This window comes from Rhodococcus sp. 24CO, assembly GCF_050586165.1.
GTDB lineage: Bacteria > Actinomycetota > Actinomycetes > Mycobacteriales > Mycobacteriaceae > Rhodococcus_F.
The window spans coordinates 77,982-94,938 of record NZ_JAZFNF010000008.1; the positions used below are offsets into that span (position 1 = coordinate 77,982).

20 protein-coding genes are annotated in these 16,957 nt (G+C 63.5%); 13 read left to right on the forward strand and 7 right to left on the reverse strand.

The window, feature by feature from the left end; translation table 11 throughout:
• Window positions 1-16 precede the first annotated feature (16 nt).
• Window positions 17-607: an NUDIX hydrolase gene (locus V2B23_RS20550; protein WP_430952043.1), complete on the forward strand. Its 591-nt coding sequence runs from the start codon at window positions 17-19 to the stop codon at window positions 605-607.
• Between the two features lie 116 nt (window positions 608-723).
• On the opposite strand, the gene V2B23_RS20555 is transcribed toward V2B23_RS20550, so the two are convergent.
• Together V2B23_RS20555 and thiE are read right to left on the reverse strand one after the other, a co-directional pair.
• Entirely contained in the window at window positions 724-855 is a 132-nt protein-coding gene (locus V2B23_RS20555; protein ID WP_255285215.1) for a hypothetical protein, read from the reverse strand.
• A 208-nt stretch (window positions 856-1,063) separates the two neighbouring features.
• Entirely contained in the window at window positions 1,064-1,756 is a 693-nt protein-coding gene (thiE, locus tag V2B23_RS20560) for a thiamine phosphate synthase (protein ID WP_430952044.1), read from the reverse strand.
• 174 nt (window positions 1,757-1,930) lie between these two features.
• Here thiE and thiO point away from each other — a divergent pair, with 174 nt between their 5' ends.
• From thiO to V2B23_RS20595, 7 genes are all read left to right on the forward strand, one after another.
• On the forward strand, window positions 1,931-3,010 hold the full coding sequence (gene thiO, locus V2B23_RS20565) for a glycine oxidase ThiO (protein ID WP_430952045.1): 1,080 nt from the start codon (window positions 1,931-1,933) through the stop codon (window positions 3,008-3,010).
• The gene (thiS, locus tag V2B23_RS20570; RefSeq protein WP_430952046.1) at window positions 3,007-3,222 is read left to right on the forward strand and encodes a sulfur carrier protein ThiS; all 216 of its coding nucleotides are present in this window, start codon (window positions 3,007-3,009) and stop codon (window positions 3,220-3,222) included. Before thiO ends, thiS begins: the two co-directional genes overlap by 4 nt.
• Entirely contained in the window at window positions 3,215-3,967 is a 753-nt protein-coding gene (locus V2B23_RS20575) for a thiazole synthase (protein WP_430952047.1), read from the forward strand. Before thiS ends, V2B23_RS20575 begins: the two co-directional genes overlap by 8 nt.
• 106 nt (window positions 3,968-4,073) lie before the next feature.
• Entirely contained in the window at window positions 4,074-5,048 is a 975-nt protein-coding gene (locus V2B23_RS20580) for an ABC transporter ATP-binding protein (protein ID WP_430952048.1), read from the forward strand.
• Window positions 5,048-5,815: an ABC transporter permease gene (locus V2B23_RS20585; protein WP_430952049.1), complete on the forward strand. Its 768-nt coding sequence runs from the start codon at window positions 5,048-5,050 to the stop codon at window positions 5,813-5,815. Before V2B23_RS20580 ends, V2B23_RS20585 begins: the two co-directional genes overlap by 1 nt.
• A 94-nt stretch (window positions 5,816-5,909) precedes the next feature.
• Window positions 5,910-7,367, forward strand: a complete 1,458-nt coding sequence (locus tag V2B23_RS20590) for a M28 family peptidase (RefSeq protein ID WP_430952050.1) — start codon at window positions 5,910-5,912, stop codon at window positions 7,365-7,367.
• A gap of 42 nt (window positions 7,368-7,409) precedes the next feature.
• Complete coding sequence (locus tag V2B23_RS20595; protein WP_430952051.1) at window positions 7,410-8,267, forward strand: adenylate/guanylate cyclase domain-containing protein; 858 nt, start codon at window positions 7,410-7,412, stop codon at window positions 8,265-8,267.
• Between the two features lie 5 nt (window positions 8,268-8,272).
• Here V2B23_RS20595 and thiD read toward each other — a convergent pair whose 3' ends face one another.
• Together thiD and thiC are read right to left on the reverse strand one after the other, a co-directional pair.
• The gene (gene thiD, locus V2B23_RS20600; RefSeq protein ID WP_430952052.1) at window positions 8,273-9,115 is read right to left on the reverse strand and encodes a bifunctional hydroxymethylpyrimidine kinase/phosphomethylpyrimidine kinase; all 843 of its coding nucleotides are present in this window, start codon (window positions 9,113-9,115) and stop codon (window positions 8,273-8,275) included.
• Complete coding sequence (gene thiC / locus V2B23_RS20605) at window positions 9,112-10,782, reverse strand: phosphomethylpyrimidine synthase ThiC (protein ID WP_430952053.1); 1,671 nt, start codon at window positions 10,780-10,782, stop codon at window positions 9,112-9,114. The genes thiD and thiC overlap by 4 nt, the downstream gene beginning before the upstream one ends.
• Before the next feature lie 297 nt (window positions 10,783-11,079).
• On the opposite strand from thiC, the gene V2B23_RS20610 reads away from it, so the two are divergent.
• The gene (locus tag V2B23_RS20610; RefSeq protein ID WP_257013364.1) at window positions 11,080-11,418 is read left to right on the forward strand and encodes a GNAT family N-acetyltransferase; all 339 of its coding nucleotides are present in this window, start codon (window positions 11,080-11,082) and stop codon (window positions 11,416-11,418) included.
• Between the two features lie 39 nt (window positions 11,419-11,457).
• On the opposite strand, the gene V2B23_RS20615 is transcribed toward V2B23_RS20610, so the two are convergent.
• From V2B23_RS20615 to V2B23_RS20625, 3 genes are read right to left on the reverse strand one after another with little or no spacing between them, the layout of a single operon-like run.
• Window positions 11,458-12,261: an exodeoxyribonuclease III gene (locus V2B23_RS20615; protein ID WP_378652750.1), complete on the reverse strand. Its 804-nt coding sequence runs from the start codon at window positions 12,259-12,261 to the stop codon at window positions 11,458-11,460.
• A gap of 16 nt (window positions 12,262-12,277) precedes the next feature.
• Window positions 12,278-13,153, reverse strand: a complete 876-nt coding sequence (locus tag V2B23_RS20620) for a GNAT family N-acetyltransferase (RefSeq protein ID WP_430952054.1) — start codon at window positions 13,151-13,153, stop codon at window positions 12,278-12,280.
• A gap of 5 nt (window positions 13,154-13,158) precedes the next feature.
• Window positions 13,159-13,749 carry a peptide deformylase gene (locus V2B23_RS20625; protein ID WP_033235604.1) on the reverse strand — a complete coding sequence of 197 codons (591 nt, stop codon included), beginning with the start codon at window positions 13,747-13,749 and terminating at the stop codon, window positions 13,159-13,161.
• Between the two features lie 182 nt (window positions 13,750-13,931).
• On the opposite strand from V2B23_RS20625, the gene V2B23_RS20630 reads away from it, so the two are divergent.
• The 4 genes from V2B23_RS20630 to V2B23_RS20645 all read left to right on the forward strand — a co-directional run bounded on the left by V2B23_RS20630 (window position 13,932) and on the right by V2B23_RS20645 (window position 16,928).
• Window positions 13,932-14,279, forward strand: coding sequence for a DUF3263 domain-containing protein (locus tag V2B23_RS20630; RefSeq protein WP_430952055.1), 348 nt, complete (start codon window positions 13,932-13,934; stop codon window positions 14,277-14,279).
• Between the two features lie 73 nt (window positions 14,280-14,352).
• Window positions 14,353-14,922: a LytR C-terminal domain-containing protein gene (locus V2B23_RS20635; RefSeq protein WP_430952056.1), complete on the forward strand. Its 570-nt coding sequence runs from the start codon at window positions 14,353-14,355 to the stop codon at window positions 14,920-14,922.
• An 89-nt stretch (window positions 14,923-15,011) separates the two neighbouring features.
• On the forward strand, window positions 15,012-15,716 hold the full coding sequence (sodC, locus tag V2B23_RS20640) for a superoxide dismutase[Cu-Zn] (RefSeq protein ID WP_430952057.1): 705 nt from the start codon (window positions 15,012-15,014) through the stop codon (window positions 15,714-15,716).
• A gap of 87 nt (window positions 15,717-15,803) precedes the next feature.
• Entirely contained in the window at window positions 15,804-16,928 is a 1,125-nt protein-coding gene (locus V2B23_RS20645; protein ID WP_033235600.1) for a glutamate--cysteine ligase, read from the forward strand.
• Window positions 16,929-16,957: the final 29 nt, after the last annotated feature.

The following is a 16,957-nucleotide window of genomic DNA, read 5'->3' on the forward strand; positions in this document are numbered from 1 at the left end:
CAGGGCGTGGTAGTCGATGCGTGGTGACGGTGACGGTTGGTCGGTCGGATCGGACGGAACTCGGCATTGGGGGCGTCACGGCGCCGCCGGATTGTTGTTGCGTGCCCCTGACGTAGACGGAACTCCGATGGTGCTGCTTCAGCATCGTGCGGCGTGGAGCCATCAGGGCGGAACCTGGGCTTTGCCCGGTGGGGCGCGTGACTCGCACGAAAACACAACGCATGCGGCAGTCCGAGAAGCACACGAAGAAGCCGGGATCGACGAGTCCTCGGTGCGTGTGCGGGGAGACGTCGTCACCATGCGCGCAGAGAGCGGATGGACGTACACGACGGTGGTTGCCGACGTCGAAAGTCCCCTCGAGACGGTCGCGAACGGTGAGAGCACCGAACTTCGGTGGGTGCGCGAGGACGACGTCGAGAGCCTGCCGCTACATCCGGGATTTCATTCGGCCTGGCCGAGTTTGCGAACGTCCGTTGTTCCGGCGGCCGAGGGAACGGATCCGGGCGGCGCACGGACTGTTGTATTGCCGGACGGCCGATTCGGTTGGACGTTGGGTAGTGCGGATTCTCTGCAAGACGCCTCGGAGGCTTCACGCGCTCAGGCGTAAGACAATCCCGAGAAATACAAGAAGGGTCGGACTCGTTCAGAGCCCGACCCTTTTCGCTGTAGTTTCGGCGCGAGCGGCAACGCGAACGGAAGGTCCGCAGCCAGCCGAAACGGCGCTCAGCTGAGTGTGTTCAGTGCGGTGATGAAGGAAACGGCGGTGATGCCGAGCTTGAGCAGTTCGCTGATCTTGCCCAGGTTCAAGTCCTCGAGTGAAGCGGTGCTCAGCGAGGCGGTGTCGATCGATCCCATGGAAACTCCTAATTCGAATTGTTAGCTGAAGGTAAGCTATATCAGGAGGCCAGTAAACGCGGGACCAATGGATAGATCTGTGACGAAAATCACCAATTGGGATCATTCGGGCTGGTCGACGGACAAACACGCAGCTTGTTTCTTGTCGAACTGGACAAGGTGACCAGACCAGACCTTACGGGTTGCCGCGAGCTGAACTGGAAGGTAACTAGAGCGCCATCATGTCGGCGAGGCGGCGCGCGGCTGCCTGCGGATCCGCGGCTTCCGTGATTGCACGAACAACGACAATTCGGGTGGCTCCGGCTTCGATGACCTCCGGAACGCGTGCCTCGTCGATGCCGCCGATCGCAAACCAGGGACGCGTCGGCGTTGCGTCGGCAGTCGAGCGGACCAGATCCAAGCCGGCCGCACTGCGGTTCGGCTTGGTCGGTGTCGCCCAGACGGGCCCGGTGCAGAAGTAGTCGACGCCCTCTTCGATCGCAGCCAAACTGGCCTGCGCGCGCGAACTCGTGGAACGGCCGATGACAACGTCGTCGCCGACAACGGTTCGCGCGTAGGGGACGGGGATGTCGTTCTGACCCAGGTGCAACACATCGGCGCCCGACGCCATGGCCAGGTCAGCGCGGTCGTTGACGGCCAGCAATGCGCCGTGACGCCTCGCGGCAGCCGAGAGAACGCCAAGCGCGATCAGTTCGTCCTTGGCTTCGAGCGGCCCGAACTCGCGCTCACCCGCGGAACCCTTGTCCCGGAGTTGAATGATGTCGACACCACCGGACAACGCGGCTTCCGCGAACTGGGCGAGGTCGCCTTTGTCGCGACGTGCGTCGGTGCACAGGTACAGCCGTGCTGCTGCCAGGCGCTCGCGCCGGTCGAAGAGGTTACTGGGATGTGTGGGGTGCACGAAGCAAACGGTAGCCTCTAGGAAGCAAGGTTCGACACGGGAGTCCCGAAACTGTGCTGTCGCATTTGTCGCGAAGGCAAAGTTCGTGGGGCTGAGAGGGGATCGCGACAAAGATCCCGACCGTCAGACCTGACCCGGATCATGCCGGCGCAGGAAGAAAAGGGTGGAATTGTCATGAGCACGCACGCACGTTCGGTTGCGGTGGTCGGCGGGGGAGTCATCGGACTGTCCATTGCCTGGTACGCAGCGCGCGACGGATGGGCAGTACAGCTGTACGACCCGGCGATCGGAACCGGCGCCTCCTGGGTCGCGGGCGGAATGCTCGCCCCGCTGTCCGAGGGCTGGCCAGGTGAGGAAACGGCGTTGACCGTCGGCGCGGCCTCGTTGGAGCGGTGGCCGGAGTTCGGCAAACACCTGCAGAAATTCGGGCCGTCGGTGTTCACCACCGACAGTTCACTCACCGTCGCCCTCGACAGCGCCGACGCTCAGGACCTGGCGACCATCGCGGAATGGGTCAGCGCGCAGGGGCACGAACTGCAGATCCTCGGCCGGGCGCAGATCCGTGAACTCGAACCGATGCTCGGCCGCGGCATTCGATCGGGCCTCATGGCCGTCGGGGAATCAGCCGTCGACAATCGTGTGTTGTTGGCCGCTCTGCAGGCCGCGTGCGTGGCGTCCGGTGTCGAATTGATCAACCGCGCGGTCCACGATCTCGCGGAACTCCATACCGATCAGATCGTGCTGACCGCGGGAATCGCCTCACCGAAGCTGTGGCCAGGACTACCTGTGCGGCCGGTCAAAGGTGAGATTCTGCGTTTGCGCAGCCGGCCGGGAGTGACGCCCGCGCCCAGCCGTACCATCCGAGGCAGCGTCCACGGCCGACCCGCGTACCTCGTGCCGCGCGGCGACGGAATCGTGGTCGGTGCAACACAATACGAATCCGGTGAGGACACGCAGGTCACCATGGCCGGTGTGCGAGATCTGATCAACGACGCCGAAGCGCTCATGCCGGCGATCGGTGAATACGAACTCTACGAGTGCGCGGCCGGCTTGCGCCCGATGACGCCGGACAACCTACCGCTGATCGGGCGGGTCTCGGAGCGTGTTGTCATCTCCACCGGGCACGGCAGGAACGGTGTGCTCCTGACTCCGGTCACCGCAGACGCGACACTCGCGTTGTTGAACGGCACATCATTGGTCGAGGTCAAAGGAACCGAACCCCAGCGGTTCGCAGCAGTGAAGGAAAATTCATGAGTGAGCAGGTCCCGATCGGGATCACCGTCAACGGCGAAGAACTCGAATTCGATCGAGCCGTCACGGTGGCCGAACTTCTGACGCACCTCGAACTGCCCAGCAAGGGAATTGCCGTCGCCGTCGACGGTGCGTTGTTCCCGCGTGGGCGCTGGGACGAATCCGTCTCGCGTGGTTGGGAAATCGAGATCCTCACGGCGGTGCAGGGTGGCTGAACACGATCTCCTGACTATCGCGGGCCGTACCTTCGGCTCCCGGCTCATCACCGGCACCGGCGGCGCTGCCAACCTCGCAGTTCTCGAGGAAGCGCTGGTCGCGTCCGGTACCGAACTGACCACTGTCGCGATGCGACGCGTCGACGCTGCCGGCGGTACCGGCGTGCTGGATCTGCTTCGGCGCCTCGGAATCGAACCACTGCCGAACACGGCCGGATGCCGCGGCGCGGCCGAAGCGGTGTTGACGGCGCAGTTGGCACGTGAGGCGCTCGAGACCAGCTGGGTGAAACTCGAAGTCATCGCCGACGAGCGAACCTTGCTACCCGACGCCATCGAACTTGTCTCCGCCGCAGAACAATTGGTGGACGACGGATTCACCGTGCTGCCGTACACGACGGATGATCCGGTCCTGGCGCTTAGGCTCGAAGAGGTTGGTTGCGCGGCTGTCATGCCGCTCGGTTCACCCATCGGGACCGGACTGGGCATTGCGAACCCGCACAACATCGAGATGATCGTCGAGCGCGCCGGTGTGCCGGTCATTCTCGACGCCGGAATCGGAACGGCCAGCGACGCAACACGTGCCATGGAACTGGGCTGCGACGCTGTACTGCTCGCGACCGCGGTCACCAGGGCCAAGAATCCCGCGCTCATGGCGTCGGCGATGCGTCATGCCGTCGTCGCCGGTTTCGAAGCCAGGCACGCCGGCCGGATCCCGAAACGATTCTGGGCGCAGGCGTCCTCCTAGGGGTTCCCTCGGGGTGGTTCCCGGGGTTCATGTCCTACCTGGGTACCACGCCGAACTAGACCTGCGGCCGATGTGCGGCGGGGCCGGATCGGGCAGAGTTCCCCTCATGATTGAACTGAGGGGATTGACCAAGGTTTACGGACCGACCAAGGCGGTGGACGATCTGACGTTCACCGTCCGCCCCGGCATCGTCACCGGGTTCCTCGGACCCAACGGCGCCGGTAAGTCGACGACGATGCGGATGATTCTGGGGTTGGATCGCCCGACGTCGGGTGAGGCGTTGATCGAAGGCAAGTCGTACCGCGAGCTGAAGGACCCGTTGCGTACCGTCGGCGCGTTGCTCGACGCGAAGTGGGTTCATCCGAACCGCAGCGCCCGGGCGCACCTGCAGTGGATGGCTGCGTCGAACGGGATTCCGAAGTCTCGGGTGGACGAGGTTCTCGGACTCGTGGGGCTGTCCGAGGTTGCGGGCAAGAAGGCCGGCGGATTCTCGCTCGGTATGTCTCAGCGCCTCGGCCTGGCCGGTGCGCTGCTGGGTGATCCGAAGGTGCTGTTGTTCGACGAGCCCGTCAACGGTCTCGATCCGGAGGGCATCGTCTGGATCCGTAAGTTCATGCAGCGGTTGGCTGCCGAGGGACGCACCGTGCTGGTGTCGAGCCACTTGCTGACGGAAATGGCTTTGACCGCGGAACAATTGGTTGTCATCGGCCGTGGCCGATTGATCTCGGATTCGACGGTCGCCGAGTTCGTCGATCGTTCGTCCGAGTCGACGGTTCGAGTGCGTAGTCCTCAGCTCGATGCATTGCGCAGCGTACTGACGTCGCAGGGATTGACGGTGCGCGAAGACGGTTCGAGTGTTGTTCCCGCTCTGGTCGTTGTCGATTCCACCACCGAAATCGTGGGTAACTTGGCGGGTGCGCAGGGAATTGTGCTGCACGAGTTGGCTTCTCAGCGTGGTTCTCTGGAAGACGCTTTCATGAAGCTCACCGGCGACGATGTCCAGTACCACGCGACCGGGGTCACCGGCCCCGCCGTCGCGCAACCGAACGCTCACCAGAATGTCATGGGAGGTGCACTGTAATGGCTGTTCTCAGTGCTGAACGCATCAAGATCACCACGACCAAATCGCCACTCTGGTGCTCGGTCATCATCGTTGTTCTCGCTCTCGGATTTGCCGCCATCATGGGTACGGTCGCCAAGTCCACTCAGTCGTCGGACACCCAAGGCGCCCCCGAACTCGACACCGCACTTGCGACCGCCGGAATCTCGGGCTTCGGAATCATGGTCCTCATGATCATGGCGGCCCTCGCGATCACCAGCGAGTACCGCTTCGGAACGATTCGGACCACATTTCAGGCAGTGCCCAACCGGGCATCGGTCCTCGCTGCCAAAGCCGGTCTGATCGGTGGATTCGGTGCCGTCCTGACGTTTGTTCTGGCTTTCGGTGCGTACGCAATGGCAAAGGTCCTGGCAGGTTCCGAAGCCGGCGTCGGCATGACCCTGTCGAGCGGCTCGGACTGGCGCGCCATGTACGGCATCCCGATCTACGCGTTCTTCTGCGTGGTACTGGCCGTTGGTGTCGGCGCCATCATTCGTCAGTCGGCTGGAGCAATTGCCTTGCTGCTGCTGTGGCCACTGCTCATCGAGAGCCTCTTCGGACTGTTCGGCGACTTCGGGCAGAAGATCATGCCCTTCCTGCCCTTCAACAACGCGAATCACTTCCTCAGCCCGGAAATGGCGATGGGCGATTTCCACTGGGGACCGTGGGGCAGCCTGATCTACTTCGCTGCTTTCGTGCTGGTCATCTTCGGTATCAGCATTGTCCTCGTGAACCGTCGCGACGCCTGACAGCGCCTGACACTGTGCGCCCTTGCCAACCGCCCGCGGTTGACAAGGGCGCACAGTCGTTTCCTTATCGGCTCCCGCGGTTACTCTTTCGCGCATGAGACTCCATCGCGCGTTGGCAATCGGCATAGCCGGGGTTCTGGTGCTTGGTGGATGTTCGGCCGGGGCCAGACCCGCAGACACGGCACTGATCGAACCGCAGGCCTTCTCGGGGACGGTCACCATCGACGCGGTCATGGGCCATCTCGATCAGTTCGGCAAGATCGCAGCCGCCAATGGGAATACCCGGTCCACCGACACCCCGGGATACGACGCCAGCGTCGACTACGTCGCAAACCTGCTCGAAGACAATGGTTTCGACGTGGAAACCCCGGAGTTCGCGTTCAGTTCATTCGACCCGGGAACCGAGCTGTTGACCTCATCGGCCGGAGTCGACTTTCCGGTCCGGGCATTGACCTACTCGACGTCCACCGGACCGGACGGGATCACCGCACGGGTCGTGTCGGTACCCGTAGATGAGACACCGGGTTGTGAAGCCTCCGATTACGACGGCCTCGATGCCGCGGGAGCTATCGTCCTGGTCACCCGCGGGGTGTGCCAGTTCGGTGCCAAGCAGACCATCGCAGCAGATCAGGGCGCCGCTGCGCTCTTGGTGGTCAACAACGAAGACGCGATGTTGGGCGGCGGAACCTTGGGCGATCCGGATATTGCGCGGATTCCCACGGGAGGCATCAGCGCGTCGTCTGGGCGCCAGCTCGCCTCCGAAGGCGGTGACGTCACACTGGTGCTGGACACGGTCACCACCACAACACGCTCGCGCAACGTCATCGCACAGACGAAGACCGGATCAACCAGCGACGTTGTCATGGTCGGCGCTCATCTCGACAGCGTTCCCGAGGGGCCTGGTATCAACGACAACGGCAGCGGTAGCGCGGCCATTCTGGAGACGGCGTTGCAACTGGGTAGTTCACCGGACATCACCAACGCGGTGCGGTTTGCATTCTGGGGCGCCGAGGAACTGGGCCTCGTCGGCTCGACCGAGTACGTGGCCGCGCTCAGCCCGGAGGAACAAGCAGCCATCGCGCTGTATCTGAATTTCGACATGCTCGGCTCACCCAACCCCGGATATCTGGTCTACGACGGTGACAATTCGGATGGTCTCGGCGAAGGTCCTGGCCCGGAGGGCTCCGCCGGTATCGAACGCACCTTCGTCGACTTTCTCGGCGGTCGGGGAATCCCGGCAGAGGGAACCGACTTCGACGGGCGATCGGACTACGGCCCGTTCATCGAGATCGGAATCCCGGCAGGCGGCGTGTTCAGCGGAGCCGAGGAACTGAAAACTGTCGAGCAAGCACTGAAATGGGGCGGCGAGCCCGGAGTGAGTTTCGATCCGAACTATCACACCGCATTGGACAATCTCGACAACATCGATCGGGACGCACTCGCCGCGAATTCCGCTGCGGTGGCGTTTGCGGTAGCCACGTATGCGCAGGATATCGGGGGCCTCAACGGAGTTCCCGTGGGCGAAGCCCGAACCGTGGCCCGAACCCGGTGAACATGCGGCGCGCTGTCGCCAGCTCTGGGTTACTCTCGAGTAATGAGCGATCCGATCCCGAGCGAAGTACCCGGTGACGTGCGCGATGCCGCTCCTTCCGGCGTCCGCTCGGTCATTGGATCCGTGCTCAACTCTGCGTCGGATCTGAACGGACATCAACAGCTCATCGAGGCACTACGACGGGTACGGCGGTTGCTTCCGGGTGACCCGGGGTTCGGCGACCCGCTCTCCCTGTCCGGGCCGGGCGGTGCACGTGCGGTGGCCCGTGTCGCCGATCGTTTTCTCGACCACAAGCCGGCCGCTACCAGGGAAATGAGCCTCGGCGCTCTACAGGTGTGGCAGGCGGCCCTCGAGAAGATGGGCCGAGGCCGCGGTGATCAGGAACTGACTATCGTCTTCACGGACCTCGTCGGTTTCTCCACGTGGTCGCTCCACGCCGGCGACGGGGCAACGCTCGCGCTCCTGCGGGCGGTTGCGCAAGCGGTCGAAACGCCCATCACGAACCGCTACGGGCATGTCGTGAAGCGAATGGGCGACGGACTCATGGCAGTGTTCACCAGCCCGGACGCCGCAGTGGCCGCGGTCTTCGCGGCGCAGGAAGCGCTGGCGCAGGTCAACCTGGACGGCTATCGGCCCAAGATGCGCGTCGGGCTCCACACCGGAACACCCCGGCAACTGGGCGACGACTGGTTGGGTGTCGACGTCACCATCGCCGCCCGCATGATGGGGTTGGGCGGCGACGGCAACGTCATGATGTCTGCGGCAACTCTCGAAGAACTTGCGCCGGGAACCCTCGAAGAGTTGAACCTGGAGATCCGTCCGTGGCGCCGCGGATTCTTTGCGACGACGCCGAACGGAGTACCGCAGGATCTGGGTATCTGGCGCGTGTGGCAGGCCTGACACTCCTACATTTCGAGGCGCCACAACGGTGACACGGGGCCGTGACCGGCTCCGAGATCGTACGACGCCTCGAGGCATTTGGTCACCCATTCCTTGCCGAAGGCGACGGCGTCGGGAACCGAATAACCATGTGCCAGAGCGCACGTGATGGCCGCAGCCAGGGTGTCGCCGCCGCCGTGGTCGTTGCCGGTCGCGATGCGGGGACTGCTGAACTCGAGGAAGGTGTCACCGTCGAACAGCAGGTCGGTGCTCTTGTCCGAGGTGCGCAGGTGTCCACCCTTCACGATGGACCACTGAGCGCCCAAACCGTGAAGGGCTTCGGCGGCGCGGCGTGCGGTGGCGTCGTCCTGGACGTCGATGCCGGTGATCAACCGAATTTCGTCGAGGTTCGGTGTCACAACAGTTGCGGCGGGGATGAGGACGTTGCGGACAGCGGCGAGTGCTTCCGCGTGCAGGAGTGGATCGCCGTGCATCGACGCGCACACCGGGTCGACGACAAGCGGGATCGGCCGGTCGCGGCCGATCCCGACCTCAGCGGCTACCGCGGCTACCGCTTCGATGATGGTTGTCGACGCCAGCATGCCGGTCTTGGCGGCGCCGATGCCGATATCCGAGACCACCGTTCGCACCTGATCGGCAACGACCTGCGGCGGAATCTCGTGGAAACCGCTGACGCCCACCGAATTCTGCACGGTGACGGCCGCAACGGCCACGCAGGCGTGTACTCCGCACATCGCCATCGTGCGGGAATCGGCTTGAATACCGGCTCCGCCGCCGGAATCGGTTCCGGCGATGGTCAATGCCCGAATCGGGGTCTGTCCGGCGGGTGTCAGGGGCAGCAGCTTCACGACGACGAGCCTACCGATCGGACCTGGGGAAACGGCAGCTCGGTCCGGATGGACCCGGTTTCCAGGATTTCCGCTTCCAGGATTTCCGCGTACTGACGTACGTCCGCCGAGATCCGCATCGAGCAGAACTTCGGCCCGCACATCGAGCAGAAATGTGCGGTCTTGGCGGGCTCGGCCGGCAGTGTCTCGTCGTGGAACTCCCTGGCGGTGTCGGGGTCGAGTGACAACGCGAACTGGTCCAACCAGCGAAATTCGAAGCGCGCCTTGGACAGTGCATCGTCGCGGGCCTGTGCATTCGGGTGCCCTTTTGCCAGGTCTGCCGCATGTGCGGCGATCTTGTACGTGATCACACCGGTTTTCACGTCGTCTCGGTTGGGCAGACCGAGGTGTTCCTTGGGCGTGACGTAACAGAGCATCGCCGTTCCCGCCCGGGCGATCATCGCCGCGCCGATGGCGGAGGTGATGTGGTCGTACGCCGGTGCGATATCGGTAGCGAGCGGTCCGAGGGTGTAGAACGGTGCCTCGTCGCAGAGCTCTTCTTCCAGGCGGACGTTCTCCTCGATCTTGTCCATGGGAACGTGGCCAGGGCCCTCGATCATGACCTGGACTCCAGCAGATTTCGCGATCTGCGTGAGTTCTCCCAGGGTGCGCAGCTCCGCGAATTGGGCGGCGTCGTTCGCGTCGGCGATCGATCCCGGTCGAAGCCCGTCACCGAGGGAGAACGTGACGTCGTATCGGCGCAGGATCTCGCACAGTTCCTCGAAGTGGGTGTACAGGAACGATTCCTGCCTGTGGTGCATGCACCACGCAGCCATGATCGCGCCGCCGCGCGAGACGATTCCCGTCACCCGGTTAGCGGTCAGAGCGATGTAACCGATTCGCACGCCCGCATGCACGGTCATGTAGTCCACACCCTGCTCGCACTGTTCGATTACCGTGTCGCGGTAGATGTCCCACGTCAGAGCGGTGGGATCTCCGTTGACTTTCTCGAGCGCCTGGTAGATCGGTACCGTGCCGACCGGCACCGGTGAGTTGCGCAGAATCCACTCGCGGGTCAGGTGGATGTCCTTACCGGTGGACAGGTCCATGATGGTGTCGGCGCCCCACCGGATCGCCCACACCATTTTCTCGACTTCCTCTGCAACAGAGGAGGTTACGGCTGAATTCCCGATATTTGCGTTGATCTTGACGGCGAACTTCTTGCCGATGATCATCGGCTCCAGTTCGCCGTGGCGATGGTTCGCGGGAATTACCGCCCGCCCCCGAGCCACCTCGGAACGCACCAGTTCGGCTGAAACACTCTCGCGTGCAGCGCAATACCGCATCTCCGGGGTGATCACGCCAGCTCTGGCGCATTCCAATTGTGTCGAATCTCGTGCGCTCCGGTCCCACGTGTCACGCGTTCGGGGGAGGCCGCGGTCGAGGTCGATGTCGGCGTCGGTGTCGGTGTACGGACCTGACGTGTCGTACAGGTCCAGGTGCTCACCAGTGGTGAGGGTGACGCGTCGAAGCGGGATTCGGAGCGAATCCGATTCGAGATAGTGCTTGCTGCTGCCCTCGATCGGGCCGGTAGTCACAGCTGCCACGGCGTGTCCAGCCTTTTTGGGGACAGCCTTGTTGGGGACAGCCTTGTCGGGGACAGCCTTGTTGACAGACTTCTCGTGCATTAATGCGCTCCCTACGCCGGCATTACCCGGTCAGGTTCATCCGGTCGACGGCCCTAGCCGTCCTCTCAGCCCGCTGGTGCGAGCCCCCGTGGTGGTGTGAAATTTTGTGCGTGCGCGCTCACAGCGGCACCGGGCGACTGTATCTCAGTGCCGAAGGAAAATCTCGGTGCGATTGCGGTCGGGTCGTTCTCGGTGCAAAAATTGGGCGATCCCGGGACAGCGTCGTCGGTAACTGTTTCTATGAGTGTCATGGATCACAGTTTGGGTACCGTGCGTGCAGCAGTGGAGGTTTCTGCCATGAACAACTCCGCCATGAACAACACCGACATCACGCTGATCGACAACCCGTCGCATGAACGGTTCGAATTACTCGCGGGCGACGAACTGGTCGGCATCCTCGGCTACCGCGACGAAGATGAGATCCTCGGGTGCGGCGCCGAAGCCGGCGACGTGGTTGCGTACATGCATACCGTCGTCAAGGAAGAGTACGGCGGCCAGGGAATGGCAGCGGTACTGGTGCAGTTCTCGATGGACTGCGCCCGCGAACGTGAGTGGTCGGTTCGCCCGGTCTGCTCATACGTGCAGCGATACCTCGGCGAGCATCCCGAATATCTCGATCTGCTCGTCGAGGACTGACCGCTTTCTCGTCACTCCCGCTTTTCAGGCTCCCGCTTTTCAAGCACCCAGCTGTGCGATCACAGGGGCGTGATCGCTGGCACCCTTGCCTTTACGCTCGTTCCGATCGATTTCGGCTGACTCGACGCGCGCGGCGAGTGCGGGTGAGCCGAGGATGAAGTCGATGCGCATTCCCTGCTTCTTGGGGAAGCGGAGCTGCGTGTAGTCCCAGTACGTGTACACACCGGGACCGGGAGTATGGGGGCGGACGACGTCCGTGAAACCGGACGAGATGAACGCGTCGAAGGCAGCGCGCTCGGCCGGCGACGTATGAGTCTTTCCTTCGAAGACAGCGGGATCCCAGACGTCCTCGTCGGTGGGCGCGACATTCCAGTCGCCGACGAGGGCGATCTGCTCGTCCGGGTTCTGCTTGAGCCAGCCTTCGGCGTCGTCGCGCAGCTTGGCGAGCCAATCGAGCTTGTACGCGTAATGGGGATCGTCGAGTTCACGGCCGTTGGGAACGTACAGGCTCCACACCCGTACCCCGCCGCACGTCGCGCCGATCGCGCGGGCCTCGCGCACCTGCTCCGCTTCCGGGTCCTTGGTGAAGCCCGGCTGATCCTCGAAACCGATCTGCACGTCGTCGAGACCGACACGAGAGGCGATAGCGACGCCATTCCACTGGCTGAGTCCGACGTGAGCGACCTTGTAGCCGATCTCTTCGAATCGTTCGTACGGGAACTGCTCGTCCTTGCACTTGGTTTCCTGCATCGCCAGGACATCGACGTCGGATCGGTCGAGCCAATCGATGATCCGGTCGGTACGGGCACGGACGGAGTTGACGTTCCAGGTAGCTATGCGCACGCGGGCAAGCCTAGCGTCAGGCACCGACAGGCGCGGTGGCATACCGGTAGCGATGATGTTCGACGAAGCCGAGTGAGCGCGCTGTTGCGACTGCCGCGGTGTTGTCTTCGGGAACGGCCAGGTAGGCATGGGTTGCGCCCTGGTTTCGACTCCACCCCAGCAAGTCCGTGCAGATCAGAGTGCCGATTCCGTGCCGTCGGTGCGGATGCGCCACCGCGAGATCGAGCAGCCCTGCCCACCTTCGGCCGTCGGGGGCGTCGCTGACGGCGGCTCGTGCCGAAGCCAGGATCATCGTCTCGGCGCTGCCGATCGTTCCGGTGGCCACACGCGTGAGAGTGTCCCCGGCGCGGGCGTCGTCGATGGTGGTCGTGAACTGTGGTGGCGTCGGGGCAACGTTGTCGAGATCGGCGGCAAATATGATGCCCTCGCCGCCGGAAATCCACGTGGGCGGGGCAATTCCGAGGCGATCGGGCAGCATCAGAGTGGTCGGACGTCCCCGATCCGCGAACCAGGAGCGGATGGCCGCCAGCGTTTCCGGGGTTCGCGACGCACTGCCGCCGGGTTCGCCCAGGGGGAGTGCCGAGTCCATGTCATGGGGCGAGTGCCCGATACGCAGTAGCCAACCGTCGATCCGAGCCTGCTCGGTTCCCGGTGAACCGGCGGCCGCCGCGATCTCGAGGTTGCGGATATCGCCCACTCGAATGGGCCGCGCTGCAAGAACTTTGAGCGCGATTACCTGATCCGCCGATACGGTGACAACACGCCCGTCGTTGCCGCGAACCGTGACCGGGTCCGCGGATTCGAGGGTGCCGATCACATCGGTCATCGGATGCGAGTAACCGGGTGGGAGCTTGTACCGCAGCACCACCCGGCTACCGATCGAGATGGGCAAATGTCTCAGTCTTCGTCGTCGTGGCCGAACGGATCGTCGACCGTACCCGGAGTCCACGTCAATCCGGGCTTACCCCAACCGGACTGTTTGATGGCTTTCTTCGCGGCGCGAGCATTCCGGCCGATCAGAACGTCGGTGTACAGGAAGCCGTCGAGGTGGCCGGTTTCGTGCTGGAGCATCCGGGCGAAGAATCCGGTGCCTTCGTATTCGACGGGGTTGCCGTCGGCGTCGGTGCCCGTGACCTTGGCCCAGTCGGCGCGGCCGGTGGGGAACTGCTCGCCGGGAACGGAGAGGCAGCCTTCGAAGTCGTCCTCGGGATCGGGCATCGTCTCGGGGATTTCCGACGTCTCCAGGACGGGGTTGACCACGACTCCGCGTCGGCGGGTGTCGCTACGATCGTCACCTGGGCAGTCGAACACGAAAAGACGCAGCGAAACACCGACCTGATTGGCCGCGAGGCCGACGCCGTTGGCAGCGTCCATCGTCTCGTACATGTCGGCGATCAGTTCGGCGATTTCCGCCGGAGACTGCGTGACCGGCTTTGTGGGCTCGTGCAGTACCGGGTCGCCGACGATTCGGATGGGGAGGATAGCCATGGCGTCAAGGATAGTGCGGCGCGCCCGCGTGGTTATCGCGGCCCGTCCGATACCTCGTGGTTCAATGGTTGCTGAAGAACAACGATGTGATTTGTTGCTCGGTCGGGCCATGTGCCCGGGGGAACGCGGGCAACAGGGGGACACAGTCTCACTGACGGCGAATACAGCAGTCGAGGAGTGACATGGACAGCGCAGTTGCGCGTAGTCGAAGCCGGACCGATGGCGCCGAGGATTCTGCGGGCGTCAGTTCTGCGGGAATCAACGACGTCGGCGAAGACGGGCTCACCCGCAGAGAACACGACATTCTCTCCTTCGAACGCCAATGGTGGAAGTACGCCGGCGCGAAGGAAGTAGCAATCAAAGAGTTGTTCGACATGTCGGCAACCCGCTACTACCAGGTGCTCAATGCACTCGTTGATCGCCCCGAATCGTTGGCGGCCGATCCGATGCTGGTCAAACGCCTGCGCCGGTTGCGTGCCAGCCGTCAGAAGGCCAGGGCAGCTCGTCGCCTCGGCTTCGAAGTGACCTGAAGCCCCGCAAAACCTGCACACAAACCTCTGTCGATGAACGGTCGAACCGCTCACTGGCGATAGGGTCGAGACTGTGAGTACCCCGAAAGAGCAGCCGTCCGGACCACCCCTACGCGCTATCGCCATGGTGCTGATCGCCCTCGCGATCGTGTTCATCGGGCTCGGTGCGGCGTCGCTCGGCGGTTCCGATTCCGACAACACGGCGGCCGAGCAGACCGAGACGAGCGCGCCGGCCGCAACCACAACTGCGGTTGCCCCCGTGACAACAGCGCCGGCTGCAAAAACCGACACCGATTCCGCGGAAACCACGACGACACGCCCGTCCGCCACCACGACATCAGCCGGCGCGTCGGTGAGCGTCGACCCGTCGAACGTCAGTGTCCGGGTGCTCAACAACAGCACGGTGTCCGGTCTCGCAGCAGGAACTGCGGAGGAATTGACCGCTGCCGGTTGGAACGTCGAGGAGACGGGTAACTACAGCGAAGGAACAGTGAGCACCACCACGGTGTACTACGGATCTTCCGCGGCAGAGAAGGCAGCGGCGCAGCAGATTGCCGCCGAACTCGGTGTGACGGCAGAGCCACGATTTGCCGGCATCGCAAGCGCGTCTCCCGGTGTGATCGTCATCGTCACGTCCAACTGACCCGTCGGTTCGGACCACCCGTCGGGTCTGTGTACTACTCACGCCGTTATGATCAGTTGCACTTCCTCGCCACCCAAAGGAGCGGTTCGATGGCCCCCAGCAGCACCCGGCGTATGTCCTGGCGCGTCGTTGCCCCCGTAGTCGCACTAGCCGCTTTCGGCTTGACTGCCTGCAGTAACAACGAAGAGCCCAGCAACGTCCCCGGTACAACTCCGCCTGTGTGGACGGGTGCGGCCGACCCGAGCGCACACGAGAGCGAAGGCCACGGAGCGTCGTCGACTGCTCACGCCGGCAGCTCCGCAACCGAGACGGTTACCGCAACGTTGAACGGCGCAGACGGCAGCAAGGTCGGCACCGTCACGTTCACGCAGGAAGGTAGTGACGTCAAGGTCACCCTCGATGCAAAGGGCTTGACGCCGGGCTTCCACGGCTTCCACGTTCATCAGGTTGCCAAGTGCGAGACCAACTCGGTGGCACCCAGCGGCGGCGAGCCGGGCAACTTCCTCTCGGCCGGCGGACACTTCCAGGCAGAGGGCCACACCGGCCATCCCGCCAGCGGCGACCTGACGTCCGTACAGGTTCTCGAGGACGGCTCGGCCACCCTCGTCACCACGACCGACGCGTTCAAGGTCGACGACCTGGTGGCAAACGGCGGCACGTCCGTCATGATCCACGCGGGTGCCGACAACTTCGGCAACATCCCGACGCGTTACGCGCCGGCGCCGGATCAGCAGACCCTCGATACCGGTGACGCCGGTGCACGCGTTGCGTGTGGTGTCATCACCGAGAGCTGATTCTGCTCTGAGTTCTGTATCACTTCGGCAACTACCACGCAGTAGCCAGCACGGTGTTCTCGCGATCATTGTGGTTGGATTCTCTGCGTGGTAGTTCCATTTCCGGGTTCGCCGCGTCCGACACTGGGCGTGGAGTGGGAGATCGCGTTGGTCGATCGTGTGACCAGAGATCTCTCCAATACAGCTGCCGAGGTGTTTTCGGCGGTCGAGGAGCTTGCGGGCTCCGAGACTCCGCACATCACCAAAGAGTTGCTGCGTAACACCGTCGAGTTGGTGACGGGCATTCACGACACGGTCGGCGAAGCCATGAGCGATCTCGATGCATCCCTCGACCTGTTGCGCCGGGCCGCGGATCCGCTGGCCGTCGACCTCATCTGTGCGGGTACCCATCCGTTTGCCCAGTGGTCCACTCAGTTGGTCACGCGCACGCCTGATTACGACGAGCTGATCGAGCGCACGCAGTGGTGGGGCCGTCAGATGTTGATCTGGGGTGTGCACGTCCACGTCGGAGTGTCTTCGGCGGATCGGGTGTTCCCCATCATCAATGCGCTGTTGCAGCGGTACCCGCATCTGTTGGCGCTGTCGGCGTCGTCGCCGATGTGGGCCGGTGTCGACACCGGCTATGCGTCCAACCGGGCACTGATGTTCCAGCAGTTGCCGACGGCGGGTCTGCCGTACCAATTCGAGAGCTGGGCCGAGTACGAGTCGTTCATCGACGACCAGATGAAGACCGGCGTGATCACCAAGATCGGTGGCATGCACTGGGACATTCGTCCGGCGCCCAAGTGGGGAACCATCGAAGTCCGGGTATTCGACGGGGTGTCGACGCGCGCGGAACTGGGCGCGCTGGTCGCATTGGTGCACTGCCTCATCGTTGATCTCGACCGCCGCCTCAGCGCGGGGGAGACGTTACCGAACATGCAGCCGTGGCACGTGAAGGAAAACAAGTGGCGCGCAGCCAGATACGGTCTCGACGCGGAGATCATTCTGGACTCGGCCGCAAACGAATGTCTGGTCACCGACGACTTGGAGCGACTGCTCGAAGATCTCACGCCGATTGCGGTGTCGCTCGGGTGCGCAGACGAGTTGGCATCGGTCGCCGACATTCCCCGCCGCGGAGCGTCGTACCAGCGTCAACGACGCGTGGCGGAAGCTCACGGTGGAGATCTGGTGGCAGTGGTCGACGCGTTGGTTGCAGAGTTGGGTACTTGACGCGCTGCTGAGCAGTTTTCGGACAAACA

Excerpts from the sequence above, each read along its gene's own strand:
- V2B23_RS20550 (WP_430952043.1), top strand. The coding sequence starts at position 17 with ATGCGTGGTGACGGTGACGGTTGGTCGGTCGGATCGGACGGAACTCGG.
- V2B23_RS20555 (WP_255285215.1), bottom strand. The coding sequence starts at position 855 with ATGGGATCGATCGACACCGCCTCGCTGAGCACCGCTTCACTCGAGGAC.
- thiO (WP_430952045.1), top strand. The coding sequence starts at position 1,931 with ATGAGCACGCACGCACGTTCGGTTGCGGTGGTCGGCGGGGGAGTCATC.
- thiS (WP_430952046.1), top strand. The coding sequence starts at position 3,007 with ATGAGTGAGCAGGTCCCGATCGGGATCACCGTCAACGGCGAAGAACTC.
- V2B23_RS20580 (WP_430952048.1), top strand. The coding sequence starts at position 4,074 with ATGATTGAACTGAGGGGATTGACCAAGGTTTACGGACCGACCAAGGCG.
- V2B23_RS20585 (WP_430952049.1), top strand. The coding sequence starts at position 5,048 with ATGGCTGTTCTCAGTGCTGAACGCATCAAGATCACCACGACCAAATCG.
- V2B23_RS20590 (WP_430952050.1), top strand. The coding sequence starts at position 5,910 with ATGAGACTCCATCGCGCGTTGGCAATCGGCATAGCCGGGGTTCTGGTG.
- V2B23_RS20595 (WP_430952051.1), top strand. The coding sequence starts at position 7,410 with ATGAGCGATCCGATCCCGAGCGAAGTACCCGGTGACGTGCGCGATGCC.
- thiC (WP_430952053.1), bottom strand. The coding sequence starts at position 10,782 with ATGCACGAGAAGTCTGTCAACAAGGCTGTCCCCGACAAGGCTGTCCCC.
- V2B23_RS20610 (WP_257013364.1), top strand. The coding sequence starts at position 11,080 with ATGAACAACTCCGCCATGAACAACACCGACATCACGCTGATCGACAAC.
- V2B23_RS20625 (WP_033235604.1), bottom strand. The coding sequence starts at position 13,749 with ATGGCTATCCTCCCCATCCGAATCGTCGGCGACCCGGTACTGCACGAG.
- V2B23_RS20630 (WP_430952055.1), top strand. The coding sequence starts at position 13,932 with ATGGACAGCGCAGTTGCGCGTAGTCGAAGCCGGACCGATGGCGCCGAG.
- sodC (WP_430952057.1), top strand. The coding sequence starts at position 15,012 with ATGGCCCCCAGCAGCACCCGGCGTATGTCCTGGCGCGTCGTTGCCCCC.